Raw genomic sequence first — 23,100 nt, 5'->3', positions numbered from 1 at the left:
TCAACAGGAACAGGACCACACTCGACCGAAGTCGATGTGGGAGCGCGTGACCAGCCACTGCTGTGGATGCATGGGCCAAGTGGATCAGGCATCCGGTTCCGCGTCAACGAATTGAGACGCGCTGCTCACAGTGTGGACGCTCTTGACAGCCGACCGAAACACCGCCGTACTCTCGGCGGACGGTCCTGCTGAGGGGCTCGGCCGTGTGAAGGCACCATCCACCGTGTCCGACTGACCAGATGTCACGGAGCCTTCGCATGTCCTCCTCCCATGTCCCGCGCCGGTTGCACCTGGCCGCCGCCCTCGACCGGCGGTCGGTGTACGACGCCGGCGAGTACCTGGCGGCGGCGCGCCTCGCCGAACGCGGCACGCTCGACTTCGTGACGCTGGACGACGGCCTCGCCCGCCCCGGCCCCGACGCGTCGGCCGTCCTGGCCCGGGTGGCGCCCGCCACACGGCGTGTCGGCCTGGTCCCCACCCTCACCACCACCCACACCGAGCCCTTCCACGTCCAGGCCGCCGTGGCGACCCTCGACTGGGTCAGCCGCGGCCGGGCCGGCTGGCGGATCGAGGTGTCCACCACCGAGGGCGAGGCCCGTCTCTTCGGCCGTCGGCACGCCGCGCCCGCCGACGCGCTGTGGCAGGAGGCCGGTGAGGTCGCCGACGTGGCGGCCCGCCTGTGGGACAGCCGGCAGGACGGCGCCGAGATCCGGTCCGTCACCACCGGCCGCTTCGTCGACCGGGACAAGCTGCACCACGTCGACTTCACCGGCTCCGCCTTCTCGGTCCGGGGCCCCTCGCTCGTGCCGCGGCCCCCGCAGGGACACCCCGTGCGCGTGGTGGACGCCACCGGCGGGCCGGCCCGCGCGGTCGCCGCCCGGTACGCCGACGTGGCCCTCGTCCGTACCGCGGACCCCGGCCGGGCCGCCGTGGCGCGGGCCGAACTGCGGGCGTCCGCGGCGGAGTACGGCCGGGACCCCGACGGTCTGCGGGTCCTCGCGGCCCTGGACATCGACCTCGGGTCAGGCGAGTACGCGGCCGACCCCGGCCACGGCGGAGGCGGCCCGCGGCCCACACCGCGCGGCCCGCTCTACCGCGGCGGCCCCGTCGACCTGGCCGAACTGATCGCCGCCTGGCACCGGGACGGTGCCGTCGACGGCTTCCACCTGAGGCCGGTCGAGCCGCGCCGCGACCTGGAACGCCTCGTCAACGGCACCGTCTCCCTGCTCCGGCACCGGGGACTGTTCCGCACCTTCTACCCGGGCGGCACGCTCCGGGACCACCTGGGCCTGGCCCGGCCCGCCAACCAGTACGCCGTCGCGCGGGGAGCGTCATGACCGGACCCAAGAGAATGCACCTGGCCGCGCGCTTCCCCGGCGCCGCCCACCCGGCCGTCCGGGCCGACCCGCCCGCGGGCCCGCAGATCGAGTTCGCCTCCTTCGAACACCTCGCCCGTACCGCCGAGCGCGGCCTGTTCGACTTCTTCCTCCTCGCGGAGGAGCCGCGGCCGGGCGAGCACGGGGACCACGCCCACGACCTCGACGTGGCCGGCCGCCCCGAGTCCCTGACCGTGCTGAACGCCCTCGCCGCCGTCACCGAGCGTCTCGGGCTCGCGGCCACCGCCGACGCCACCTTCAACGAGCCCTTCGATCTCGCCCGACGGCTCGCCACCCTGGACCACCTCAGCGGCGGCCGGGCGGCCTGGCACGTGGTGACCTCCTCCGACGCCTCCACCGGCGAGAACTTCCGGCGCCGCGGCCACCTCGACCGGTCCGAGCGGTACGTCCGCGCCGCCGAGTTCGTGGCCACCGCGCGGGAGCTGTGGGACTCCTGGGCCCCCGACGGCACCCCCCGCCCCTTCGCCCACCACGGGCGGCACTTCGACATCGCGGGCGAGTTCACCCTGCCCCGCTCCCCGCAGGGGCACCCGGTGGTGATCCGGGCGGACGACTCCGAGGAGGGCCGGGAGTCCGCCGCGGCCTCGGCCGACGTGCTCCTCGCGCGGCACGGCACCCTGGAGGCCGGCCGCGCCTTCTACGCCGACGTGAAGCGGCGCGTGGCGGCGTACGGCCGCGACCCGGACGACCTGAGGATCATGTCCGGCGTCACCGTGGTCCTCGGGGACACCGCCGCCGGGGCCCGCACCCCCGAGCAGGTCGCCGCCGAGCTGACGGAGTTCGTGGCGCGGGACGCCGCCGACGGCTTCGTCCTCCTGCCGCACCCGGCCCCGGGCGGGCTGGACGAGTTCGTGGACCGGGTGGTCCCGTTGCTCCAGGAGCGCGGCGCGTTCCGTACCGCGTACGAGGGCGCCACCCTCCGTTCCCACCTCGGTCTGCGTGAACCGGTATGGAAGGGTTGATCCCATGACGACGGACGCAGCCGGCGAGTGGAAGCGGTGGCACGAACACCGCGTGGCGACGGTGTCGGCGCCCTACGGGCCGCTCGCCCTCACCGGCACCCACTGGCCGGCGGACTATCCGGACGGGCAACTTCCGGACATCCCCGGGCGGTGGACGCAGGACGGCGACGCGGTGCTGCTGACGGCCACCGGCGCCGACGGGCTCACCGTGGACGGACGGCCCCTCGACGGCGGGGTGCGGCTCACCGCCGACGCGGGGCCGGCCGGTGAGGCCCGGGTGGCGCTCGGGGAGCGGCGGCTGGTCGTGCTGGTCCGGGAGGGGCTGTGGGGCGTGCGCGACTTCGACCCGGCGGCCGGCCCGAGGCGGGCGTTCCGCGGGATCGCGGCCACCCCGTACGATCCGCGCTGGTCGGTGCCGGGGCGCTTCACGCCGTACGAGACCGGGCGGCGCAGTGTGCGGGTGCCGAACGCGGACGGCAGGGAGCGCGGCCTGGCCCTCGGCGGGGAGCTGGCCTTCGTCCTGGGCGGGCGGGAGCACACGCTCCAGGTGAGTGTCGAGGACGACGGTTCGCTGTGGGCGGTCTTCGCCGACGGCACCAGCGGAAGCACCAGTTACCGCTTCCGGTTCCTGCGCCCGGCCGCTCCGGACGCCGAGGGCCGTACGACGGTCGACCTCAACCGCGCGCTGCTGCCGCCGTGCGCGTTCGCCGACCACTTCGTCTGTCCCTTCCCGCCGCCGGGGAACACGCTGGCGGTCCGCGTCGAGGCCGGAGAGCGGGAACTGCGCTGAGGTTCAGCGGGGGTTGGTAAAGGTCGTTCAAAGATCAACGGCCGAAAGGCGCCCTTGTGCCGACCGGTCGTTCGGCCGAATACTCCAACCTCAGCGCTTGTCAGGGGCACGACGTATCCGGAACCCGGAGGTCCGTCCCTGGCTGCGCCTCACGGGCCCCAACCCCACACGAGGGCCCCCGACTTCCCATGTGGAGGAACGAAAAGTGAGGATCAAGCGCACCACCCCCCGCAGCGGCATCACGAGACGGACTCGGCTGATCGCCGTATCCACCGGCATCGTGGCCGCGGCCGCCGTCGCGATCCCCAGCGCGACCGCGGCACCCGCCCCGGTCACCTTCAGCGCCGCCGAACTCAGCAGTGCCAGCGGCGCGGTGCTCAAGGCCGACGTCCCCGGTACCGCCTGGGCCGTCGACAGCAAGTCCGGCCGGGTGCTGCTCACCGTCGACAGCACCGTCTCCCAGGCCGAGATCGCGAAGATCAAGGAGCAGGCCGGCGACAAGGCCGGCGCGCTCACGGTCAAGCGCACACCCGGCACGTTCAACAAGCTCATCCAGGGCGGCGACGCCATCTACGCGAGCAGCTGGCGCTGCTCCCTCGGCTTCAACGTCCGCGCCTCCAACGGCACCGAGTACTTCCTGACCGCCGGTCACTGCACCGACGGCGCCGGCGCGTGGCGCTCCAGCTCCGGCGGCACGGTCATCGGGCAGACGGCGGGCTCCAGCTTCCCGGGCAACGACTACGGCATCGTGCAGTACACGGGCTCGGTCTCCCGGCCCGGTACCGCGAACGGCGTGGACATCACCCGCGCCGCCACCCCGAGCGTGGGCACCACCGTCATCCGCGACGGTTCCACGACCGGCACCCACAGCGGCCGGGTCACCGCCCTGAACGCCACCGTCAACTACGGCGGGGGCGACGTCGTCGGCGGGCTGATCCAGACCACGGTCTGCGCCGAGCCCGGCGACTCCGGTGGTTCGCTCTACGGCAGCAACGGCACCGCGTACGGTCTGACCTCCGGTGGCAGCGGCAACTGCTCCTCCGGCGGTACGACGTTCTTCCAGCCGGTCACGGAGGCCCTGAGCGCCTACGGCGTCAGCGTCTACTAGTCCGGCCCGGCCGGCGGCACGACGAGCCCCCGCACGCCAACAGGTGTGCGGGGGCTCTCCCGTGTCCGGGTCCGGGCGGCTCCGCGCGACCACCGCGTGTAGACGCACACCCGACGGCCCTGAGGCAAGGGGTGGTTTTCGGACAGGGCTGGGCCGGTTCGGCCGGCCTTCGGTTACTCGCCCGTAGCGTTTGCTGGTGCGTTCACTCCGTGAATCCTGCTGGAAGGGACATGAATGGTGAAGGTCGTGTGACCACGCTGAAGTTGTCGTGCGCACGTCTCGAAGTCGACCTTGTGTGCTCCCTGTGGAATCGGAAGAGTTAGCGCTCGTCAACCAGCCTTCCGGTTCGCGAGGTCCCCACAACCTCCCGGGCCGACCCCCCACAGGAGGACATGAGTTGAAGCACCGACGCATACCCAAGCGACGGGCCGCGGTCGTAGGTGCGGGCATCACCGCACTGGTCGCGGCGGGAGTCACCTTCCAGACTGCGAACGCCAGTGAGGCCCCGCAGTCCGCCGCCCCCGAGACCCTGTCGGTCACGGCGGCCGGAAAGCTCGCCTCCACGCTGCTCGGCGACCTCGGTTCCGACGCCGCGGGCACGTACTACGACGCCCAGGCCAAGAGCCTCGTCGTCAACGTGCTCGACGACGCCGCCGCGCAGACCGTCGAGGAGGCGGGCGCCGAGGCCAGAGTCGTGGAGAACTCGCTCGCCGAGCTGAAGAGCGCGCGCACCACGCTCACCGAGGACGCGGCCATCCCGGGCACGTCCTGGGCGACCGACCCGACCACCAACAAGGTCGTCGTCACCGCGGACCGCACGGTGTCCAAGGCCGCGCTGACCAAGCTGACCAAGGTGGTCGACGGGCTCGGCGCCAAGGCCGAACTCAAGCGCACCAAGGGTGAGTACAAGCCCTTCATCGCGGGCGGCGACGCCATCACCGACGGCAGCGGGCGCTGCTCGCTCGGCTTCAACGTCACCAAGGGCGGCGAGCCGCACTTCCTGACGGCCGGGCACTGCACCGAGGGCATCACCAGCTGGCAGGACTCTTCGGGCAACCAGCTCGGCGAGAACGTGACGTCCAGCTTCCCGGACAACGACTACGGCCTCGTCAAGTACAGCGGCGACGTGGACCACCCGAGCGAGGTGAACCTCTACAACGGTTCCTCCCAGGCCATCTCGGGCGCCGCCGACGCCACCGTCGGCATGGAGGTCACCCGCAGCGGCTCCACCACCCAGGTGCACGACGGCAAGGTGACCGGCCTGGACGCCACCGTCAACTACGGCAACGGCGACATCGTCAACGGCCTGATCCAGACCGACGTCTGCGCCGAGCCCGGCGACAGCGGCGGCTCGCTCTTCTCGGGCGACAAGGCGGTCGGCCTCACCTCCGGCGGCAGCGGCGACTGCACCTCCGGCGGCGAGACCTTCTTCCAGCCGGTGACGGAGGCCCTGTCGGCCACCGGTACGCAGATCGGCTGAGCAGGAGCGGTACGCAGTACGCAGGAGTCCCGTCCCTTGTGGGGCGGGACTTCCGCGTGTGCGCGTCCGTGTGCGTACGTCGCCGTGTGTGCGATGCCGTGGGTGTGCGAGGCCGTGGGTCAGCCGGCCCGCGCGGGCAGCTCCGGCTCCCGGCGTTCGCGGCGCAGTACGGACGCCAGCATCGCGATGACCGTCCCCGCGACCGCCCACGCCCAGAGCACCAGCAGGGACTCGGTCACGTCGTTCGCCTCGAAGTACGCGATCGAACGCGCCGCCCAGGTGCCCGCGCCCGGCGGCAGCGCCGGTCCGATCGCCTGCCAGAACGGCGGCAGCATCGGCAGCGGGAAGGCCCCGCCCGCACTCGGGTTGCCCGCGATCACCACCAGCAGGATCGCCAGCCCGATGCCGACGATCCCGAAGACCCCCTGGAGGGCGAGCGTGGCGGCGCCCACCGCGAAGGTGATCAGCGCGCCGAGCCCCCACAGGTCCACCACACTGCCGGGCAGCGCGCCCAGGATCGGCCCGACGATCACCGCGCCGCCGAGTCCGCCGGTGATCGACACCAGCGCCATCACGATCAGCCGGATCCCCGCGCGGCGCGGATTGGCAGGCCGGGCGCCGGTGCTGATCGCCAGGATCGAGGCGCACAGATAGCCGCCGACGCACCAGCCCACCACCAGGTAGAACGACGACAGCCCGTCGAAGTCCTGGGCCGAGGCGGGGGCCACGTCGACGGTGCGCACCGCGCGGTCCTGGCTCCGCTCCACCTCGGCGACCAGCCCCTCCAGGGTGGTGGCGAGGACGGTGCCGCCGCCGGAGGCGACCAGCAGGGTGTCGGTGCGGCCGGAGGCGTCGACGACCAGGGCGCCGTCGATGTCCCGGTTCTCGATCTGCTTGCGGGCACTCGCCGCGTCGGCCACCGTCCGCGGGTCCAGCGGCGACCCGGGCAGCCCCTCCAGCGCGCTCACCGTCCGGTCGGCGACCGCCGGGGGCGCGGCCACCCCGAAGGGCACGTCCCTCGGCTTCGGGTCGTGCAGCGCACCCACGTAGGAGGCGATGAAGAGCAGCTGGAGCGCGATCACGCCGAGCACGAGCAGGGTGGCCCGCGGGGTGACGGCGTCCTTCACCTCGGAGAGGAAGGAGGTGCTGCGCGTGCCGGTGTCGCCCGGTGTGTGTGACATGTCCTCACGGTCCGGGCCTGAGGGTGTTTGCGCAGGTGGGACGGGGCCGAACGGATGTCGTACACACATTCGAAAATTGGTCTATGGTGGGGGTGAGGTAGTTGGGAACAGACGTTCGATAGGCGTAGGCCCAGGACGTCGGGTTCATGAGATCGGGAGGTGCGTGTGCCGGGTTTCACGCATCTGCACACCGTCTCCGGGTTCTCCGCCCGCTACGGCGCCTCCCACCCGGAGCGGCTGGCCGAGCGCGCCTCGGAGCGGGGCATGGACGCCCTCGCCCTCACCGACCGCGACTCCCTCGCGGGCACGGTCCGCTTCGCCAAGGCCTGCGCGAAGGAGGGTGTCCGCCCGCTGTTCGGCGCGGACCTGGCGGTGGCCGCCCCCGAGTCCGGGACCGGCCGCACGGAGACCTCCGTACGCCGGGACCGGCGCCGCGTCCCCGTGCGCGGCGGCGCCTTCGTCGACGAGTCCGCCCCGCGGGTCAGCTTCCTCGCCCGGGACGGCGCCCGCGGCTGGGCCGACCTGTGCCGCCTCGTCTCCGCCGCCCACACCGCCGAGGAGACCCCGCTGCTCGCCTGGGCCGACAACCACGCCGACGGCCTGACCGTCCTGCTCGGCCCCGGCTCCGACGTCGGCCGCGCCCTCGCCGCCGGCCGCCCCGACCGCGCGGCGAAGCTCCTCGTTCCCTGGCGGGAGGTCTACGGCGACGCCCTGCGCCTGGAGGCCGTCTGGCACGGCCGGGAGGGGACCGGCCCCGGCTCCCTGCGGCTGGCCGCCCGCACCGTCGGTCTCGCCGCCGAGCAGGGCGTCCGGCCGGTGCTCAGCAACGCCGTCAGGTACGCCGACCCCGGCCAGGGCCAGGTCGCCGACGTCCTGGACGCCGCCCGCCGCCTCGTCCCGATCGACGCCACCAGGGAACTGGACTCCGGTGAGGCGTGGCTCAAGGACGCCGCCGCCATGCGGCACGCCGCCGAGCGGATCGTCGAGTCCGCGGGCTTCCGCCGTGACACCGCCGACCGCCTGCTGGAGCAGACCCGCGCCACGGCCGCCGAGTGCCTGGTCGACCCCGAGGACGACCTCGGCATGGGCGCCGTCCACTTCCCCGAACCCCACCTCGTGGGCGCCGGCCGCCGCACCGCCCAGCGGACGCTCGCCTCCCGGGCGGTGGCCGGCATGGTGCTGCGCGGCTACGACCGGCGGCGCGGCCACCGGGAGTACTGGGAGCGGATGCACCACGAGCTGGACATCATCGCCCACCACGGCTTCGCCTCGTACTTCCTCACCGTCGCCCAGGTCGTGGACGACGTGCGGCACATGGGCATCCGGGTCGCCGCGCGCGGCTCCGGCGCGGGCTCGCTCGTCAACCACCTCCTCGGCATCGCGCACGCCGACCCGGTCGAACACGGGCTGCTGATGGAGCGGTTCCTGTCCAGGGAGCGGGTGGTGCTGCCCGACATCGACATCGACGTGGAGTCCGCGCGCCGGCTGGAGGTCTACCGCGCGATCATCGGCCGGTTCGGCACCGAGCGGGTCGCCACGGTCGCGATGCCGGAGACGTACCGGGTGCGCCACGCCGTCCGTGACGTCGGCGCCGCCCTGTCCATGGACCCGGCCGAGATCGACCGCGTCGCCAAGTCCTTCCCGCACATCCGCGCCCGCGACGCCCGCGCCGCGCTGGAGGAGCTGCCCGAGCTGAGGGAGCTGGCGGAGGAGTCCCGCCGGGACGGGGGAGGGAGGTACGGCAAGTTCTGGGAGCTGGTCGAGGGCCTCGACGCCCTCCCGCGCGGCATCGCCATGCACCCCTGCGGCGTCCTGCTGTCCGACGCCTCCCTGCTCTCCCGTACGCCGGTGATGCCGACCAGCGGCGAGGGCTTCCCGATGGCGCAGTTCGACAAGGACGACGTGGAGGACCTGGGCCTGCTCAAGCTGGACGTGCTCGGCGTGCGGATGCAGTCGGCGATGGCGCACGCGGTCGCCGAGGTGAAGCGGGCCACGGGCACCGAGGTCGACCTGGACGCGGTACCGGAGGGCGACCCGGCGACGTACCGGATGATCCGCTCCGCCGAGACGCTGGGCTGCTTCCAGATCGAGTCGCCGGGGCAGCGGGACCTGGTCGGACGGCTCCAGCCGGCCACCTTCCACGACCTCGTGGTCGACATCTCGCTCTTCCGCCCCGGGCCGGTCGCCGCCGACATGGTGCGGCCGTTCATCGAGGCCCGGCACGGGCGGGCGCCGGTGCGCTACCCGCACGAGGACCTGGCGGAGCCGCTGGAGGGGACGTACGGGGTCGTCGTCTTCCACGAGCAGATCATCGACATCGTCGACATCATGACCGGCTGCGGACGCGGCGAGGCGGACCGGGTGCGGCGCGGGCTCTCCGACCCGGAGTCGCAGGGGCGGATCAAGGTGTGGTTCGCCCAGCACGCGGCGGAGCACGGGTACGACGCGGAAACGATTCAGCGCACCTGGGAGATCATCGAGGCCTTCGGCTCGTACGGCTTCTGCAAGGCGCACGCGGTCGCCTTCGCGGTGCCGACGTACCAGTCGGCGTGGCTGAAGGCCCACCACCCGGCCGCCTTCTACGCGGGCCTGCTCACCCACGACCCCGGCATGTACCCCAAGCGGCTGCTGCTGGCGGACGCGCGGCGGCGCGGGGTGCCGATCCTGCCGTTGGACGTGAACAAGTCCGGGGTCGCACACAGGATCGAACTGGTGTCCGAAGGCAAGCGGCGGGAGCCCGTGTGGGGTCTGCGCCTCGCCCTCTCCGACGTGCACGGCATCAGCGAGGCCGAGGCGGAACGGGCCGCCGAGGGGCAGCCGTACGCCTCCCTGCTCGACTTCTGGGAACGGGCCCGCCCCAGCAGGCCGCTGGCCGGACGGCTCGCCCAGGTCGGCGCGCTGGACGCGTTCGGCGCCAACCGCCGCGACCTGCAACTGCACCTGACCGAACTGCACCGCGGCGCCAGGGCCGGACGCGGCGACCAACTGCCCCTGGCCGGCGGCCGGAAGACCGCGTCCGCCGGACTGCCCGACCTCACCTCGGCGGAGCGGCTCAGCGCAGAGCTGGGCGTGCTGTCCATGGACGCCTCGCGCAACCTGATGGACGACCACCGCACCTTCCTGCGCGAACTGGGCGTGGTGTCGGCCAAGCGGCTGCGCGAGGCCCGGCACGGGGAGACGGTGCTGGTCGCCGGCGCCAAGGCGGCCACGCAGACCCCGCCGATCCGCTCCGGGCGCCGGGTCATCTTCTCCACCCTCGACGACGGCACCGGCCTGGTCGACCTCGCCTTCTTCGACGACTCCCACGACGCCTGCGCGCACACCGTCTTCCACTCCTGGCTGCTGCTGGTGCGCGGGGTGGTGCAGCGGCGCGGCCCGCGCAGCCTCAGCGTGGTCGGCTCCGCCGCCTGGAACCTCGCCGACCTGCTGGAGGTGCGGGGCGAGGAGGGCCTGGAGGGCGTCGCGGCCCGGCTCGCCGAGGCCCCCGGCGCGGGTCCCGGGGCGGCCGACGGCGACGGGGGGCAGCGGAGGATCCGCATGTCCACGGGGTACGAGATGCACCCCTGGGCCGATCTGCGCCCCGCGGGCGAAGGGCCCGCGGTGGGAAGGAAGTTGTGGCACCAGAGTCCGGGGAGTGCGGGATGACCATTCTCTGCGTACGTTTCCAGCTGCCGCCGATGCACGAGGCGGCCCTGCCCCAGCTGCTGGGGCTCCTGGAGGAGTTCACGCCGGTCGTCGAGGCGTTGCCACCCGACGGCGCGCTGGCCGACCTGCGCGGCGCCGAGCGGTACTTCGGCCGCGACGCCGTGGAACTGGCCGCGGTGATCCGCGTCCGCGCCCTCGCGCTGTACGGCGTCGACTGCCTGATCGGCGCCGGGCCTGGCCCGATGCCGGCCCGCATGGCCCTGCGGGACGCCCGGCCGGGGCTGACCCGCGCGGTGCCCGAGGGCGGGGTGCGGGAGTTCCTCGCCGGCAAGCCCGTCGCCGCGCTGCCCGGCGTCGGCACCGCGACCGCCCGCACGCTGTGCGAGTACGGCCTCGACACCCTCGGCCGGGTCGCCGCCGCGCCCCTGTCCACGCTCCAGCGCCTGCTCGGCGCGCGGACGGGCCGCGAGCTGCACGAGAAGGCCAACGGCATCGACCGCGGCCGGGTCGTCCCCAACGGGATCTCCCGCTCACTGGCCGCCGAACGCCCCTTCGACCGCGACGAGCTGGACCCCGGCCGGCACCGCCGCGCCCTGCTCTCGGCCGCCGAGGAACTGGGCGCCCGGCTGCGCGCCGTCGACAAGGTGTGCCGCACCCTCACCCTCACCGTGCGCTACGCCGACCGGTCGGCCACCACGCGCAGCCGCACCCTGAAGGAGCCGACCGCGCACTCGGCTGCGCTGACGCGGGCCGCGTACGGCATGTACGAGGCGCTCGGGCTCCAGCGCGCCCGGGTCCGGTCGGTGGTCCTGCGCGCCGAGGGCCTCGCCCCCGCCGAACAGGCCTCCCACCAGCTCACCTTCGACCCCGTGGACGAGAAGGTCCGCCGGATCGAGGAGGTCGCGGACCGGGCGCGAGCGAAGTTCGGGCCGCGCGCGGTGATGCCGGGGTCCCTGGCGGTGGCTTGAGGCCCTCGCGGGTCAGTTGGCCCACGGCGGGGTGAGCCGGGTGCCGTCGGCCAGTTCGGCCGTCAGGCCGACGGAGGTGGTGACCCAGGTCGTCGCCGTCCGGTCGGTGGGATTCTCCACGGCGAGGGTCGCCCCCGGGCCGATGATCACGGTGTCGCCCGCCGCGACGCGCTCGGTGCGGCCGTCGAGGACGATCAGCAGCTCGCCGGTGAGCAGGTGGAGGATCTCCTCCCGGTCGACGGTGTGCGCGGGCGCCCGCGTCCCCGCCGGGATCTCGCCCCGCCAGGCGCAGAGCTGGCTGCTGCCGGTGCGGGGGGTGGCGTACGAGACGAAACGGGCGCCGTGGATCTCGTGGGTGACGCCTTCGGACGAGCGGATGACGGGCACGGGGGCTCCTGGGCGAGGTGAGGGGGCTTGCGGTGTGTTGTCGGCTGCGGGTGCGTCGTGGTTGCTCGCGCAGTTCCCCGCGCCCCTTACCGGCGTTCAGTTGACGCCCTCAAGGGGCGCGGGGAACTGCGCGACCAGCCACCGACTGCCCGCAGCCGACGGCCGGTGGAAGTGAAATGGTCAAGCAGCTTGACCAATACGTCAAGGGTGTTTCAATGCCTCCGTGCAGAACTCCGACGCCATGACCCTCTCCGCCGCCCTGCTCGCCGCGGCCGGCGGGCTCACGCAGCGCATCCACGAGGGGGTCGTCGCTCGCGGCTTCGAGGGGCTGCGGCCCGCGCACGGCTTCGCGTTCACCCGGCTCGCCCCGGACGGCGCGACGGTCACCGACCTCGCCGTGCACCTCGGGGTGACCAAGCAGGCCGCCAGCCAGCTCGTCGACGAGCTGGTCCGCAAGGGGTACGCCGTGCGCAGGCCGCACCCCGCCGACGCGCGCGCCCGGCTGGTGGTGCTGACCGAGACGGGGTGGGCCTGTACGCGGGCCGCGGAGGAGGCGGCGGCGGAGGCCGTGGGCGCGTGGGTCGAGGTGCTCGGCGAGGACGAGGTCCGCGCCCTGCGGGACCGTCTGCTGCGCGTCGCGCCGGGTGGGCCCGTCCGGCCCGCCTGGTGACCCGCCTTTGGTGACCCTTTATCACCTGCGGTGCCTCGCGCTCTGGTTATCGCCGGAAGTTTTTACTGACGCGTAACTTCACACCTGTGCTACTCGCCCGTAACTTGACGAGTGAACAGCATCCCGTGATCCGGATCACAGGGCGTCCTGTCGTCGCGCCTCCCTGTCGCACCCCCATGAGCCGCAAGGAGATCACCTGATGCTGCCCTGGAGACGATTGCTCAGACCGCTGACCGCGCTGCTGCTGACCGCCGCGGCCGCCCTCTTCCCCGCCGCCACCGCCGCCCACGCCGCCGACGCCCGCCCCAGCGCCGGCTGGAACGACTACGGCTGCAAGCCCTCCGCCGCCCATCCCCGCCCCGTCGTCCTGGTCCACGGCACCTTCGGGAACTCCGTCGACAACTGGCTCGGCCTCGCGCCCTACCTGAAGAACCGCGGCTACTGCGTCTTCTCCCTCGACTACGGCCAACTGCCCGGCGTCCCGTTCTTCCACGGCCTCGGTCCCGTCGAGAAGTCGGCGGAGCAACTGGACGCCTACGTCGACCGGGTGCTCGCCGCGACCGGCGCCGCGGAGACCGACATCGTCGGCCACTCGCAGGGCGGCATGATGCCCCGTTACTACCTGAAGTTCCTCGGCGGAGCGGCCGAGGTGAACGCCCTGGTCGGGATCGCGCCCAGCAACCACGGCACCACGCTCCTGGGCCTCACCAACCTGCTGCCGTACTTCCCCGGCGTCGGGGACCTGCTCAACGAGAACACCCCCGCCCTCGCCGACCAGGTCGTCGGCTCCGACGTTCTGACCAAGCTCAACGCGGGCGGCGACACGGTGCCGGGCGTGCGCTACACCGTCCTCGCCACGAAGTACGACGAGGTGGTCACCCCGTACCGCAGCCAGTTCCTGAGCGGCCCCGGGGTGCGCAACGTCCTGTTGCAGGACCTGTGCCCCCTCGACCTCTCCGAGCACCTGGCGATCGGGCTGCTCGACCGGATCGCCTTCCACGAGGTGGCCAACGCCCTGGACCCGGCCCGCGCGAAGCCCACCACCTGCGCCTCGGTCCTCGGCTGACCGGGGCGCCCGGAACGCAGGGCGGGGTCCGTCCGGCCTGAGCCGCCGGACGGACCCCGCGTCCCGGATCAGCGGCCGTGCCGGCCCCCGGTCGTCACTGCCCGGCGGCGGACCGAGGCGAACAGCGCGGCCGCGCCGAGGGCCAGGGCGGCGGCGCCGCCGACGGCGATGTAGGGCGTGCTGCTGTCACCGCCGGTCTCGGCGAGGTTCTCGGTGCCCCCGCCGGCGGCCTTGACCTCGTTGGGCTCCGCGGCGGCCTCGGTGTCCGGGGCGGCGGCCGGGTCCGTGGGGTCGGTGGTGGTCTCGGCGTCCTGGTCGCCGTGGCCCTGATGCTCGATCGTCGACTTGTCGGCCGCGGCGGCGAGCTGTTCGTCGGTGGGCGCGGAGGCCTCGGGCGCCGGGGCGGTGCCGGCGGCGCTCTCATCACCCGCGCTCTCACCACCCGCGTTCCCGCCGTCCGCGCCCTCGCCGGCCGCCGCCTCCTCGCCCGCGGCACCGCCGCCGAACGAGACGTCGGAGCAGGAGTAGAACGCCTCCGGGCTGTCCGAGCGCTGCCACACCGCGTACAGCAGGTGCTTGCCGGAACGCTCGGGCAGCTTGCCGGAGAAGGTGTAGAAACCGCCCGAGGCGGCCGGGTCGGTGGCCGTGGCGACCGGGGCGGACAGATCCAGGTCGCCCCAGCCCAGCGGCTTCGCCGGGTCGTAGCCGGGCTTGGTGACGTACACCTTGAACGTGCCCTTGTGCGGGGCCGTCACGCGGTACTTGAAGGTGTACGAGCCGCTGCTCACGCTGGTCGTGGGCCAGTCCGCGCGCGCCAGGTCCATGCCCTTGAAGGCGGGGTCGTTGGCGCTGCACAGCTTGCCGTCCGGGATCAGCTCCTGGTGCTTCCCGGCGGCGTTGCCGATGCGGATGCCGTTCCAGTCGTAGAGGGCCTGCGTGCCGCCGGCCGCGACCGCGGCCTTGCACGCGGCGGACTGCGGGTTCTCGGGGCCCTCGGCGTGGCACTGCGACACCCGGCTGACCGGGTCGCCCATCGAGCCGTGCGCCGACGCGGGAGCGGCGGCCAGCGTGGTCAGGGCGAGCGGGGCGAGACCGGCGACGGCGACGGCGGCGGCCCTGCGGGACGCGGAGGGTGCGGGCATGGGGATCTCCTGAAGACGGTCACGGTGGACGTGGGGACGTGGGCCGGAACCCGTGGGGTGATCAGCAAACTAGCCCCAAGAAACCGTGAAATCGCCTGCTGGAGAGGGGTGATGGAGATCCTTATGGTCGCGTTAAGGGAGTGCTCAGGCTGAGCTGAGGTAGGTACCGTTCGAGGTGTGGAAGACGCACAGGTCCGACAGGCGGTCACCGACGACGTACCCGCGGTGAAGGCGATCACCGACGCCGCCTACCGGCCCTACATCGAGCGCATCGGGATGGTGCCGCAGCCCATGGAGGCGGACCACGCGGCGAACGTGGCCGCAGGAAGGGTCTTCGTCGCGTGCGAACCGGGAGGGGACCCGGTGGGCCTCGTCGTCGTGGAGGCGCGCCCCGGCCATCTCCTCCTCGACAGCATCGCCGTCCACCCCGACGCCCACGGCAGGGGTGTGGGGCGGCGGCTGCTGCGGTTCGTGGACGCGCACGCGCGTGCGCTGGGCCTGCCCGAGGTCAGGCTCTACACGAACGCGATGATGTGGGAGAACCAGGAGATCTACCCGAAGTACGGGTACCGGCTCGTGGAACGCCGAGTGGACGGGCCCTACGACCGCGTCCACTACCGCAAGCGGCTGCCCTGACACGTCTGCGTCTCATGACGCGCCCGCCCGGTCAGCTCTCCGGCCACCAGGTCCGCGCGATGTCCTTGCGCACCTCCGGCCGCCCCGCGGGCCGCTCGTCGACCTCCTCGCGGACTCGGCGGGTGTCGCTCTTCTTCAGGGGCCTCTGCACGGTCAGACGGCGCATGGCTGCCTCCTTACGGATCCACCGGGTTCCGCGTTCTCACGGAGGTAGACCCTTTCCCCGAGACTCACTCATCGATGCATCCCTGTCAGTGGCGGTTGTCACGTCGCCCCGCCCCGACTCCGTTGTCAGTGGCGGGTGTCACGCTGGGTGCATGGAAGAAAACCGTGACGGGACGACCACATCGAGTGTCGACTGGGACGCGGAAGCCGCGGACTTCGACGACGAGCCGGACCACGGCCTGCGCGATCCGGACGTACGCCGGGCCTGGGCCGCCCGGTTGGCGTCCTGGCTGCCCGCACGGCCCGGCGACCTCCTCGACCTGGGCTGCGGCACCGGCAGCCTGTCGCTCCTCGCGGCGGAGCAGGGACACCGCGTCACCGGCGTCGACCGGTCCCCGGCCATGGTGAAGCTGGCCCGGACCAAACTCGCCGGTCGTGACGCGGTGTTCCTCGAGGGTGACGCCGCGGCACCACCCGTGGGCGAGCAGCGCTTCGACGCCGTACTGGTCCGGCACGTCCTGTGGACCCTGCCCGACCCCGGCCGGGCCCTGAGCCGCTGGCGGCACCTGCTGCGCCCCGGGGGCCGGCTGGTCCTGGTCGAGGGCGTGTGGGGGACCGTCTCCCCGGTCGGCATACCCGCGGACCAGCTCACCGCCCTCCTCACCCCGCTCGCCGGGCGCGTGCGCGTGGAGCGGCTGTCGGACGACCCCGCGCTGTGGGGGCGGGAGGTGACGGACGAGCGGTACGCGGTGGTCGCGTTGCCCGGGTGACGCGCGACCCCGGCAAGATCCGAACGACACCCCTAGGCCAGCAGGTCCGTGAAGTCGTTCCCGCGGGCCAGGTGTTCCAGTTCGTCCAGTGCGGCCAGGGCCGCCGCTGCCGCCTCCGGGTCGCTGTCCGGCAGGCCGCTCTCGGCGAACTCGTCCTCGTCCAGGCGTCGTACGTCCGCGCCGTCGGCGGAGCGCCACAGGTCCAGGTCGAGGTCCTCGACGACCAGCTCCGTGCCGGTCAGGACGACGGGGCGGGTGATGTCGCAGTACCAGCCCTTCAGCGCTCCGGCGGCCGTGCGGACCTCCTTCACCGAGTACCAGCGGTCGCGCCAGTAGTACTCGGTGAAGACGTCGCCGGCCTCGAAGCGCACGAAGCCGAAGTCGCGGACGCCGTCACCGGCCCAGGGCGCGCGTACGGCGAGGCGGGTGCCGTCGTCGTGCAGCAGCTCACTCGGGTACCGGATCTTCGTACGGCCCGCCTTGACCAGGACGACGTCCACCCGGGCGGGCGGCTCAGCCGAGTTCGCGGACATGGCGCACCTCCGTCGCGCATACCTCGTACCCGAGCCACTTGTTGATGGCGAGCATCGGGCCGTTGTCGGCGTCGTTGCCCGTGAAGGCCACCGTGCAGCCGGCCGCGCGGGCCCGGTGCAGGGAGGCGGTCTTGGTGAGCTTGGCCAGGCCCCGGCCGCGCTGCGCGCGGACCGTGCCCGTCATCGCGGTCGCGTACCGGGTGCCGTCGGTGTAGGCGACGCTGAAGGCGGCGGGACGTCCGTCGACGACCGCGACCGTCGTCAGTTCGCGGTTCAGCAGCGGGTGCCGCCAGGTGTCCGCGAGCCACGCCTCGTAGTCCGTGAACTCGACGTCGACGTCGCTCGGTTCGTCCGCCACCGTCTCCGCGTCCAGCTCGAACATCGGGCGCGGATCGTCCGCGAAGTCGGCGGCGGTGCGCAGTTCGACGCCCGGGGGAGGGGTCCGCAGGGGCGGGAGCGCGGCGCCTGCCAGGTCCAGCCGGAGGAAGTGCGCGGCGCGCCGCCGCTCGTAGCCGTGCCGCTCGGCGAAGGCCAGGTTGCCGGGCCCGTCCAGCACCCAGGAGTACAGCTTCGACGCGCCCTCGCCTGCCAGGTACTCCTCGGCCGTGCGCACCAGCAGCCCGCCGGCCCCGCGGCGGAACCTCTCCGGGTGGACGTAGATGTTGAGGAAGCCCTGGCCGGGCTCCGGGCTGTCGTGGACCAGCCCGATCTGCGCCGTGCCGATCACCTCACCGTCCTCCTCCGCGACCAGGGAGCGGCTGCGGGCGTCCGGGTGGGTGTGGACGAGCCGGTGGACGATGGCCTCCGGCGTCCACAGGATGAACGGCACCGCGAGATGGCGGACATGGGCGAAGGCCGCGACATCGGCCGGATCATCGCTGCGCAGGTCGCGCACAAGAACGGTCATGTGGGCGCACGCTACGGCGGGTGGGCCGTAGGGTGCCTCTCATTTTCGCGGGGATACGGGACAATCACCCCGTGACCTTGAAGATCCACATCGACGACGGCGCGCCGCCCTACGAGCAGGTGCGCGCGCAGATCTCCGACCAGGCCCGCTCGGGCGCGCTGCCGGTCGGCTACCGGCTGCCGACCGTACGCGGACTGGCCGAGTCCCTGGGGCTCGCCGCCAACACCGTCGCCAAGGCGTACCGGGCGCTGGAGGGGGACGGGGTGATCGAGACGCGGGGGCGCAACGGGACGTTCGTCGCTGCCGCGGGCTCGGCTGCGGAGCGGGAGGTCGCGTCCGCCGCGGGGGTCTATGCCGAGCGGGCTCGACGGCTCGGGCTGACGGAGGCGCAGGCGTTGGCCGCCGTGCGGGATGCGCTGCGGGCGGCCTTCGGGGAATGAGCGCCGTTCTGGTCCCGGTGCGCTCCTGTCAGCGGGTGCGTCGTGGCTTGTCGCGCAGTTCCCCGCGCCCCTTACGGGGCGCGTTTCGCCAGCCTTGCGAATAGCTGTGCGTTCTTCACCGCCGCCGCGTGCTGGTCGTTGTTGAAGTACGCGTAGACGTCCTGGTCGGGGGGCCAGGTCGTGGTGATGCGGTCGAGCCATGTGGACAGGGAGCGGCGCCCGTATTGGGGCCACGGGGTGGCTCGGCCCTCGTGGAAGCGGACGTAGCCCCAGTCCGCGGTGCGCCACAGCGGGGTGACCGGGCGGGCCCGGACGTCCGCCCAGCACAGGGCCGCGCCCCGGGACGTCAGCACCTCCCGGACCTCGCGCGTCCACCAGGAGCCGTGCCGTGGTTCCACCGCGACCCGCGTCCCGGGCGGGAAGCAGGCGAGGCAGGTGTCCAGGAGGGCCGGGTCGGCACGCAGGGTCGGCGGGAGCTGGAGCAGGACCGGGCCGAGCCGGTCGCCCAGGCCCGCCGCGTGGGTCATGAGGCGGTCGACCGGCTCCGCCGGGTCACGCAGTCGTCTGATGTGCGTCAGGTAGCGGCTCGCCTTGACCGCGACCACGAAGTCCGGCGGCACCCGCTCCCGCCACGCCTCGAACGTCTCGCGCGCCGGCAGCCGGTAGAAGGCGTTGTTGATCTCGACCGTCGGGAAGACGTCCGCATACCGCTCCAGCCAGAGCCGCACCGGCAGACCGGGCGGGTAGAAGGCCTCCCGCCAGTCCCGGTACTGCCAGCCCGACGTGCCGACGAACAGGGGTATACCCCCATCAAAGCAGCTACAGGTAGAGCCCGGCCTCCGAACCGGCCCGCGGCTCCGGCAGCGCGGTGGGCGAGGTGCCCCGGCGCAGCGCGTACAGCTCCGCCAGGGTGGCGCCCTCGCGGCCCACTGCTTCCTCCAGGCCCGCGGCCTCGCCGCCGAGCCAGCCGATCGCCTCCCGGCGGGTCAGCGGGCCGACCTCGATGCGGGCCAGGCAGCGGCCGGGCCGGACTACGGCGGGGTGGAGGCGTTCGAGGTCCTCGTTGGTCGTGACGCCGACGAGGACGTTGCGGCCCTGGCCGAGGAGACCGTCCGTGAGGTTCAGCAGCCGCGACAGCGCCTGCCCCGCGGTGTGCTTGGCCTCGCCGCGGATCAGTTCGTCGCAGTCCTCCAGGAGCAGCAGCCGCCAGCGGCCCTTGCCCGCCGCGTCCTCCTCGCCGATGGCGATGTCCATCAGATAGCCGACGTCGGAGAAGAGCCGCTCGGGGTCGAGTACGCAGTCCACCTGGCACCAGTCCCGCCAGGACCGGGCGAGCGTGCGCAGTGCCGAGGTCTTGCCGGTGCCGGGCGGCCCGTGCAGGAGCAGCAGGCGGCCCGCGATGTCCTCGGGGCCCGTCTTCATCAGGCCGTCCATCGCGTCCGCGACCGGCGCCGTGTAGTTGGCGCGGACCTCCTCCCAGGTGCCCGCGGAGATCTGCCGGGTGGTGCGGTGCGGGCCACGGCGAGGGGAGACGTACCAGAAGCCCATCGTGACGTTCTCCGGCTGCGGTTCGGGCTCGTCCGCCGCGCCGTCGGTCGCCTCGCCGAGCACCTTCTCCGCCAGTTCGGCGCTGGTCGCCGTCACCGTGACGTCGGCGCCCCGGTTCCACCGCGAGACGAGCAGCGTCCAGCCGTCGCCCTCCGCAAGGGTCGCGCTGCGGTCGTCGTCGCGGGCGGTCCGCAGCACCCGCGCGCCCTGCGGCAGCAGCGTGGCGGCGGACCGCACGCGGTCGATGTTCGTCGCGTGCGAGTACGGCTGCTCGCCCGTCGCGAAGCGGCCGAGGAACAGCGCGTCGACGACGTCGGACGGGGAGTCGCTGTCGTCGACGTTGAGCCGGATCGGCAGGGCGTCGTGCGGGTTCACGGACATGCCGCCATGATCCGGCACCCGGCCGCCGCGTGCACCCGGTTTCCCGGGCACACGCGGTACGGGCGGCAGGCGTCGGCGGTGCGGGCGGCCGGCGGTTCAGGCACCGGCCCTCAGCACCCGCCTCCCCGCCTGCCGGGTCCTGCGGAGTACGGCGTACCCCTTGGTGAGGACGCGGTCCCCGGCGAAGGTCCGGCCGATCGAGCGGCCCTCGACCAGCCGGGCGAACTCGTCGAGCCCCGTGCGGCGGCGCACGGTGACCCGCCGCAGGGCGTACGGCCCCTGGGCGCGGCGGGCCAGGCCGTTGCCGACGGCGAGCGCCTGCGCGTACCCCGTCTCCCGCACCGCCCGCCGCACCCGGCGGTCCGAGTACCCGTACGGGTAGGCGAACGAGGCCGGTACGGTGCCCAGTTGGTCGGCGACGATCTCCTTGCAGTGGATCAGCTCGAACCGCAGCCGCTCCTCGCCGAGCTGGTCGAGCTGCGGATGCGTGTGGCTGTGCCCCCCGATCTCCACGCCGGCCGCGGCCAGTTCGCGGACCTGGTCCCAGTCGAGCATGGTGTCCAGGGCGCCCCCGGTGTCGTACGGGCCGCGCAGCCAGCCGGTCGAGACGAACAGGGTGGCCGGGAAACCGTGCTTGGCCAGGGCGGGCAGGGCGTGCCGGTGCACGCCCTCGTAGCCGTCGTCGAAGGTGATCAGGACGGGCCGCCTCGGCAGCGGACACCCCGAGCGCCAGGCGGCGGCCAGCTCCGCCGTGCCGATCGGGGTCAGGCCCCGGTCGGCGATCGCCGCCATCTGCGCCGCGAAGGCCTCCGGCGTCACCGACAGGGCACGGGTGGCGTCGTTCGGTTCGGCGGCGACCGCGTGGTACATGAGCACCGGTACGCGCGCGTCCGCCTCCTCAGCCATGCGCGCCCCCCTCGGCGGGAGCGAGCGGCGCCACCGAGAACGTCGCCCCGCCCCGGCGGGCCCGCAGGCTCCCCACCACGTAACCGCCCGCCGCCGTGAGCACCCCGGCGACGATCGCGCCCGCCCGGCCGGCGCCGCCCGGCCGGGCCAGCACGGCGTCGCGCAGCCCGCGCGCCACCCCGGCCGGCAGGACCCGGGTGGCGTACCGGCGTTCGGACTCCAGGCCCTTGTCCGCGCCGACGCTGCGCGCCACCAGGGCCTTGGACAGGCCCTCGGCGTAGGCGCGGGTGCGGAAGTAGCCGAAGTGCTCGCGGGCCGCGGGCACCCGGTGGTGGATCACCGCCCGGTCGTCGATCAGCAGGACGGCGTCGGGCCGGGCGCGGGAGAGCCGGATGCACAGCTCGGTCTCCTCGCAGCCCAGCGGGCGCTTGTCGCCGTCCCGTCCGATGCCGGTGGCGAAGCCGCCCGCCGCGTCGAACGCCTCGCGCCGGAAGGAGGCGTTGCCGCCCAGCACGTTGCGCACCCGGACCCGGCCGGGCGGCAGGCCGCGGTACGTGCAGCCCACCACCCAGTCGAACTCCTCGGGGAACCAGACGGGCCGGCGCCCCGACGCCCAGACCGGCACCGTGCGCCCGCCGACGGCGACGACCGCCGGGTCGGCGTACCCCTCGGCGAAGTGGCGCAGCCAGTCGCGTTCGGCCACGGCGTCGTCGTCGAGGAAGGCGATCACCTCGCCGCGCGAGGCGGCGATGCCGGTGTTGCGGCCGGCGGAGAGGCCGCGGGGGCCCGCGTTGGCGAGCACCCGCACCTCCCGCCGTTCCGTGTACTCCTCGTATTCCTTGAGCAGCCGGTCCCGGAGCGCCTCGTTGTGGTCGACGACCAGCAGCGTCTCCCGGGCCGGGTGGGACTGCGCCCGCACCGAGTCGACCGCCGCGAGGATGTCCTCCCAGCGGTCCTCGGTGTAGACGCAGATCACCACGGAGACCGTGAGCGAGGCGCGGCTACCGCTCAAGACGCCTTCCCGCGGGCGGGCGCCACCGGGCTCACGGGGGTCGCCGGCGCGACGGCGGTGACGGAACCGACCGGGCCGAGCGTCGCCGAGCGCGTACGGCCGCGCAGCGCACGCCGGTTGGAGCGCTCGTCGAGGATGACTCTGAGCACCCGCAACCCGTCCCGCACCGCGCGCAGGTTGCTGACGCCGTGGATGCGCAGGTACTCGTGGCTGGGAATCTCCTGGACCTTCAGGCCGGCCTTGACCACCCTGATGTTCATCAGGGTCTCCACCTCGAAGCCGGTGCAGTCGAGGTCGATCTTGTCCAGGCAGTGCCGCCAGAACGCGTTGTAGCCGTAGCAGAGGTCGGTGTAGCGGGCGCCGAACTTCCGGTTGACGACCGCGCACAGGGCGCGGTTGCCGAGCTTGCGGATGAAGGTCATGTCGTCGGTGCCACCGCCGTTGGCGAAGCGGGAGCCCTTGGCGAAGTCGGCTCCGGAGACGAGCGCGGAGACGTACGAGACGATCTCCTGGCCGTCGGCCGAGCCGTCGGCGTCGACCATCACGATGATGTCCCCGGTGCACGCCTTGAAGCCGGTGATCAGCGCGTCCCCCTTGCCCTTTCCGCGCTGCTCGACGACCTTGACGTCCGGCCACAGCTCCCGGGCGACCGCGATGGTGTTGTCGGTGGAGTTGCCGTCCACGAGGACGACCTCGTGGACCCAGTCGGGCAGCGTCTTGAAGACGTAGGGAAGGTTCTCCGCCTCGTTCATGGCGGGTATGACCACGCTCACCGGCGGTGCTATCGCCAGGTGCGAGGAGACGGGCCGGTACTGTCCGGCGGGTGTCGGACCGGCCGACGGATCGTTGCCCGTCGAAGCCGGCTGCAGAACTGAGCTCATGAGTCTGGTCCCTCTCGTCCGGCGGACCGCCCGCCCCAGGGGCGGTCCGGCTCTGTATCCGGTTCGAAAGGGGGGTTCTCGCCCAACCGGCGCGCGACGAAGTGCTACTCCGTGCGTGCCAGATG

Annotated in this window: 23 protein-coding genes; 12 read left to right on the top strand and 11 right to left on the bottom strand. The window is 73.3% G+C overall.

Going from position 1 to position 23,100, the window contains the following annotated elements; all coding sequences use genetic code 11:
- Positions 1-257: 257 nt before the first annotated feature.
- The 5 genes from ACZ67M_RS33790 (at position 258) to ACZ67M_RS33770 (ending at position 5,737) form a co-directional block, all read left to right on the top strand.
- The gene (locus tag ACZ67M_RS33790) at positions 258-1,337 is read left to right on the top strand and encodes an LLM class flavin-dependent oxidoreductase (RefSeq protein WP_361360520.1); all 1,080 of its coding nucleotides are present in this window, start codon (positions 258-260) and stop codon (positions 1,335-1,337) included.
- Positions 1,334-2,359 carry an LLM class flavin-dependent oxidoreductase gene (locus tag ACZ67M_RS33785; protein WP_392013945.1) on the top strand — a complete coding sequence of 342 codons (1,026 nt, stop codon included), beginning with the start codon at positions 1,334-1,336 and terminating at the stop codon, positions 2,357-2,359. Before ACZ67M_RS33790 ends, ACZ67M_RS33785 begins: the two co-directional genes overlap by 4 nt.
- A 4-nt stretch (positions 2,360-2,363) precedes the next feature.
- On the top strand, positions 2,364-3,149 hold the full coding sequence (locus ACZ67M_RS33780; protein ID WP_469853913.1) for a DUF1684 domain-containing protein: 786 nt from the start codon (positions 2,364-2,366) through the stop codon (positions 3,147-3,149).
- A 205-nt stretch (positions 3,150-3,354) separates the two neighbouring features.
- Positions 3,355-4,257, top strand: coding sequence for a S1 family peptidase (locus ACZ67M_RS33775; protein ID WP_122617405.1), 903 nt, complete (start codon positions 3,355-3,357; stop codon positions 4,255-4,257).
- Between the two features lie 397 nt (positions 4,258-4,654).
- Entirely contained in the window at positions 4,655-5,737 is a 1,083-nt protein-coding gene (locus ACZ67M_RS33770; RefSeq protein WP_469853912.1) for a S1 family peptidase, read from the top strand.
- 119 nt (positions 5,738-5,856) lie between these two features.
- Here ACZ67M_RS33770 and ACZ67M_RS33765 read toward each other — a convergent pair whose 3' ends face one another.
- On the bottom strand, positions 5,857-6,918 hold the full coding sequence (locus ACZ67M_RS33765; RefSeq protein WP_385797340.1) for a DUF3533 domain-containing protein: 1,062 nt from the start codon (positions 6,916-6,918) through the stop codon (positions 5,857-5,859).
- A gap of 165 nt (positions 6,919-7,083) precedes the next feature.
- On the opposite strand from ACZ67M_RS33765, the gene ACZ67M_RS33760 reads away from it, so the two are divergent.
- Positions 7,084-10,563, top strand: a complete 3,480-nt coding sequence (locus ACZ67M_RS33760; protein ID WP_469853911.1) for a DNA polymerase III subunit alpha — start codon at positions 7,084-7,086, stop codon at positions 10,561-10,563.
- A complete protein-coding gene (locus ACZ67M_RS33755) occupies positions 10,560-11,531 on the top strand; it encodes a DNA polymerase Y family protein (RefSeq protein ID WP_392013955.1) in 972 nt (323 codons plus the stop codon). The genes ACZ67M_RS33760 and ACZ67M_RS33755 overlap by 4 nt, the downstream gene beginning before the upstream one ends.
- Before the next feature lie 12 nt (positions 11,532-11,543).
- Here ACZ67M_RS33755 and ACZ67M_RS33750 read toward each other — a convergent pair whose 3' ends face one another.
- Positions 11,544-11,918, bottom strand: a complete 375-nt coding sequence (locus ACZ67M_RS33750; RefSeq protein ID WP_161331547.1) for a cupin domain-containing protein — start codon at positions 11,916-11,918, stop codon at positions 11,544-11,546.
- A 223-nt stretch (positions 11,919-12,141) separates the two neighbouring features.
- On the opposite strand from ACZ67M_RS33750, the gene ACZ67M_RS33745 reads away from it, so the two are divergent.
- Positions 12,142-12,588: a MarR family winged helix-turn-helix transcriptional regulator gene (locus ACZ67M_RS33745; protein WP_392104905.1), complete on the top strand. Its 447-nt coding sequence runs from the start codon at positions 12,142-12,144 to the stop codon at positions 12,586-12,588.
- 199 nt (positions 12,589-12,787) lie between these two features.
- Positions 12,788-13,654, top strand: coding sequence for an esterase/lipase family protein (locus tag ACZ67M_RS33740; protein ID WP_392104907.1), 867 nt, complete (start codon positions 12,788-12,790; stop codon positions 13,652-13,654).
- A 68-nt stretch (positions 13,655-13,722) separates the two neighbouring features.
- On the opposite strand, the gene ACZ67M_RS33735 is transcribed toward ACZ67M_RS33740, so the two are convergent.
- Positions 13,723-14,796, bottom strand: coding sequence for a lytic polysaccharide monooxygenase auxiliary activity family 9 protein (locus ACZ67M_RS33735; RefSeq protein ID WP_469853910.1), 1,074 nt, complete (start codon positions 14,794-14,796; stop codon positions 13,723-13,725).
- Between the two features lie 177 nt (positions 14,797-14,973).
- Between ACZ67M_RS33735 and ACZ67M_RS33730 the strand changes: the two genes are divergently transcribed.
- Complete coding sequence (locus ACZ67M_RS33730) at positions 14,974-15,432, top strand: GNAT family N-acetyltransferase (protein ID WP_392239379.1); 459 nt, start codon at positions 14,974-14,976, stop codon at positions 15,430-15,432.
- 31 nt (positions 15,433-15,463) lie between these two features.
- On the opposite strand, the gene ACZ67M_RS33725 is transcribed toward ACZ67M_RS33730, so the two are convergent.
- Positions 15,464-15,598 carry a hypothetical protein gene (locus ACZ67M_RS33725; RefSeq protein WP_361360542.1) on the bottom strand — a complete coding sequence of 45 codons (135 nt, stop codon included), beginning with the start codon at positions 15,596-15,598 and terminating at the stop codon, positions 15,464-15,466.
- Positions 15,599-15,749: 151 nt separating this feature from the next.
- Between ACZ67M_RS33725 and ACZ67M_RS33720 the strand changes: the two genes are divergently transcribed.
- A complete protein-coding gene (locus ACZ67M_RS33720) occupies positions 15,750-16,367 on the top strand; it encodes a class I SAM-dependent methyltransferase (protein WP_467320908.1) in 618 nt (205 codons plus the stop codon).
- 32 nt (positions 16,368-16,399) lie between these two features.
- Here ACZ67M_RS33720 and ACZ67M_RS33715 read toward each other — a convergent pair whose 3' ends face one another.
- The gene (locus ACZ67M_RS33715) at positions 16,400-16,900 is read right to left on the bottom strand and encodes a ribonuclease FAU-1 family protein (RefSeq protein ID WP_469853909.1); all 501 of its coding nucleotides are present in this window, start codon (positions 16,898-16,900) and stop codon (positions 16,400-16,402) included.
- Complete coding sequence (locus ACZ67M_RS33710; protein ID WP_361360548.1) at positions 16,881-17,807, bottom strand: GNAT family N-acetyltransferase; 927 nt, start codon at positions 17,805-17,807, stop codon at positions 16,881-16,883. The genes ACZ67M_RS33715 and ACZ67M_RS33710 overlap by 20 nt, the downstream gene beginning before the upstream one ends.
- Positions 17,808-17,878: 71 nt before the next feature.
- Between ACZ67M_RS33710 and ACZ67M_RS33705 the strand changes: the two genes are divergently transcribed.
- The gene (locus ACZ67M_RS33705; protein ID WP_361360550.1) at positions 17,879-18,247 is read left to right on the top strand and encodes a GntR family transcriptional regulator; all 369 of its coding nucleotides are present in this window, start codon (positions 17,879-17,881) and stop codon (positions 18,245-18,247) included.
- A 71-nt stretch (positions 18,248-18,318) separates the two neighbouring features.
- Here the strand turns inward: ACZ67M_RS33705 and ACZ67M_RS33700 are convergent, their stop codons facing one another.
- From ACZ67M_RS33700 to ACZ67M_RS33680, 5 genes are all read right to left on the bottom strand, one after another.
- Positions 18,319-19,050, bottom strand: coding sequence for a DUF72 domain-containing protein (locus ACZ67M_RS33700; protein ID WP_469853927.1), 732 nt, complete (start codon positions 19,048-19,050; stop codon positions 18,319-18,321).
- Between the two features lie 16 nt (positions 19,051-19,066).
- Entirely contained in the window at positions 19,067-20,176 is a 1,110-nt protein-coding gene (locus ACZ67M_RS33695; protein ID WP_392013980.1) for a DUF5925 domain-containing protein, read from the bottom strand.
- A gap of 96 nt (positions 20,177-20,272) precedes the next feature.
- Complete coding sequence (locus ACZ67M_RS33690) at positions 20,273-21,082, bottom strand: polysaccharide deacetylase family protein (RefSeq protein ID WP_469853908.1); 810 nt, start codon at positions 21,080-21,082, stop codon at positions 20,273-20,275.
- Positions 21,075-22,094, bottom strand: a complete 1,020-nt coding sequence (locus ACZ67M_RS33685; RefSeq protein WP_469853907.1) for a glycosyltransferase family 2 protein — start codon at positions 22,092-22,094, stop codon at positions 21,075-21,077. The genes ACZ67M_RS33690 and ACZ67M_RS33685 overlap by 8 nt, the downstream gene beginning before the upstream one ends.
- The gene (locus tag ACZ67M_RS33680) at positions 22,091-22,975 is read right to left on the bottom strand and encodes a glycosyltransferase family 2 protein (RefSeq protein ID WP_469853906.1); all 885 of its coding nucleotides are present in this window, start codon (positions 22,973-22,975) and stop codon (positions 22,091-22,093) included. The genes ACZ67M_RS33685 and ACZ67M_RS33680 overlap by 4 nt, the downstream gene beginning before the upstream one ends.
- Positions 22,976-23,100: the final 125 nt, after the last annotated feature.

The organism is Streptomyces sp. NPDC107500 (assembly GCF_055582785.1).
Note: the sequence above shows the minus strand (reverse complement) of the source record. Positions and strands in the feature narration are given on the sequence as shown.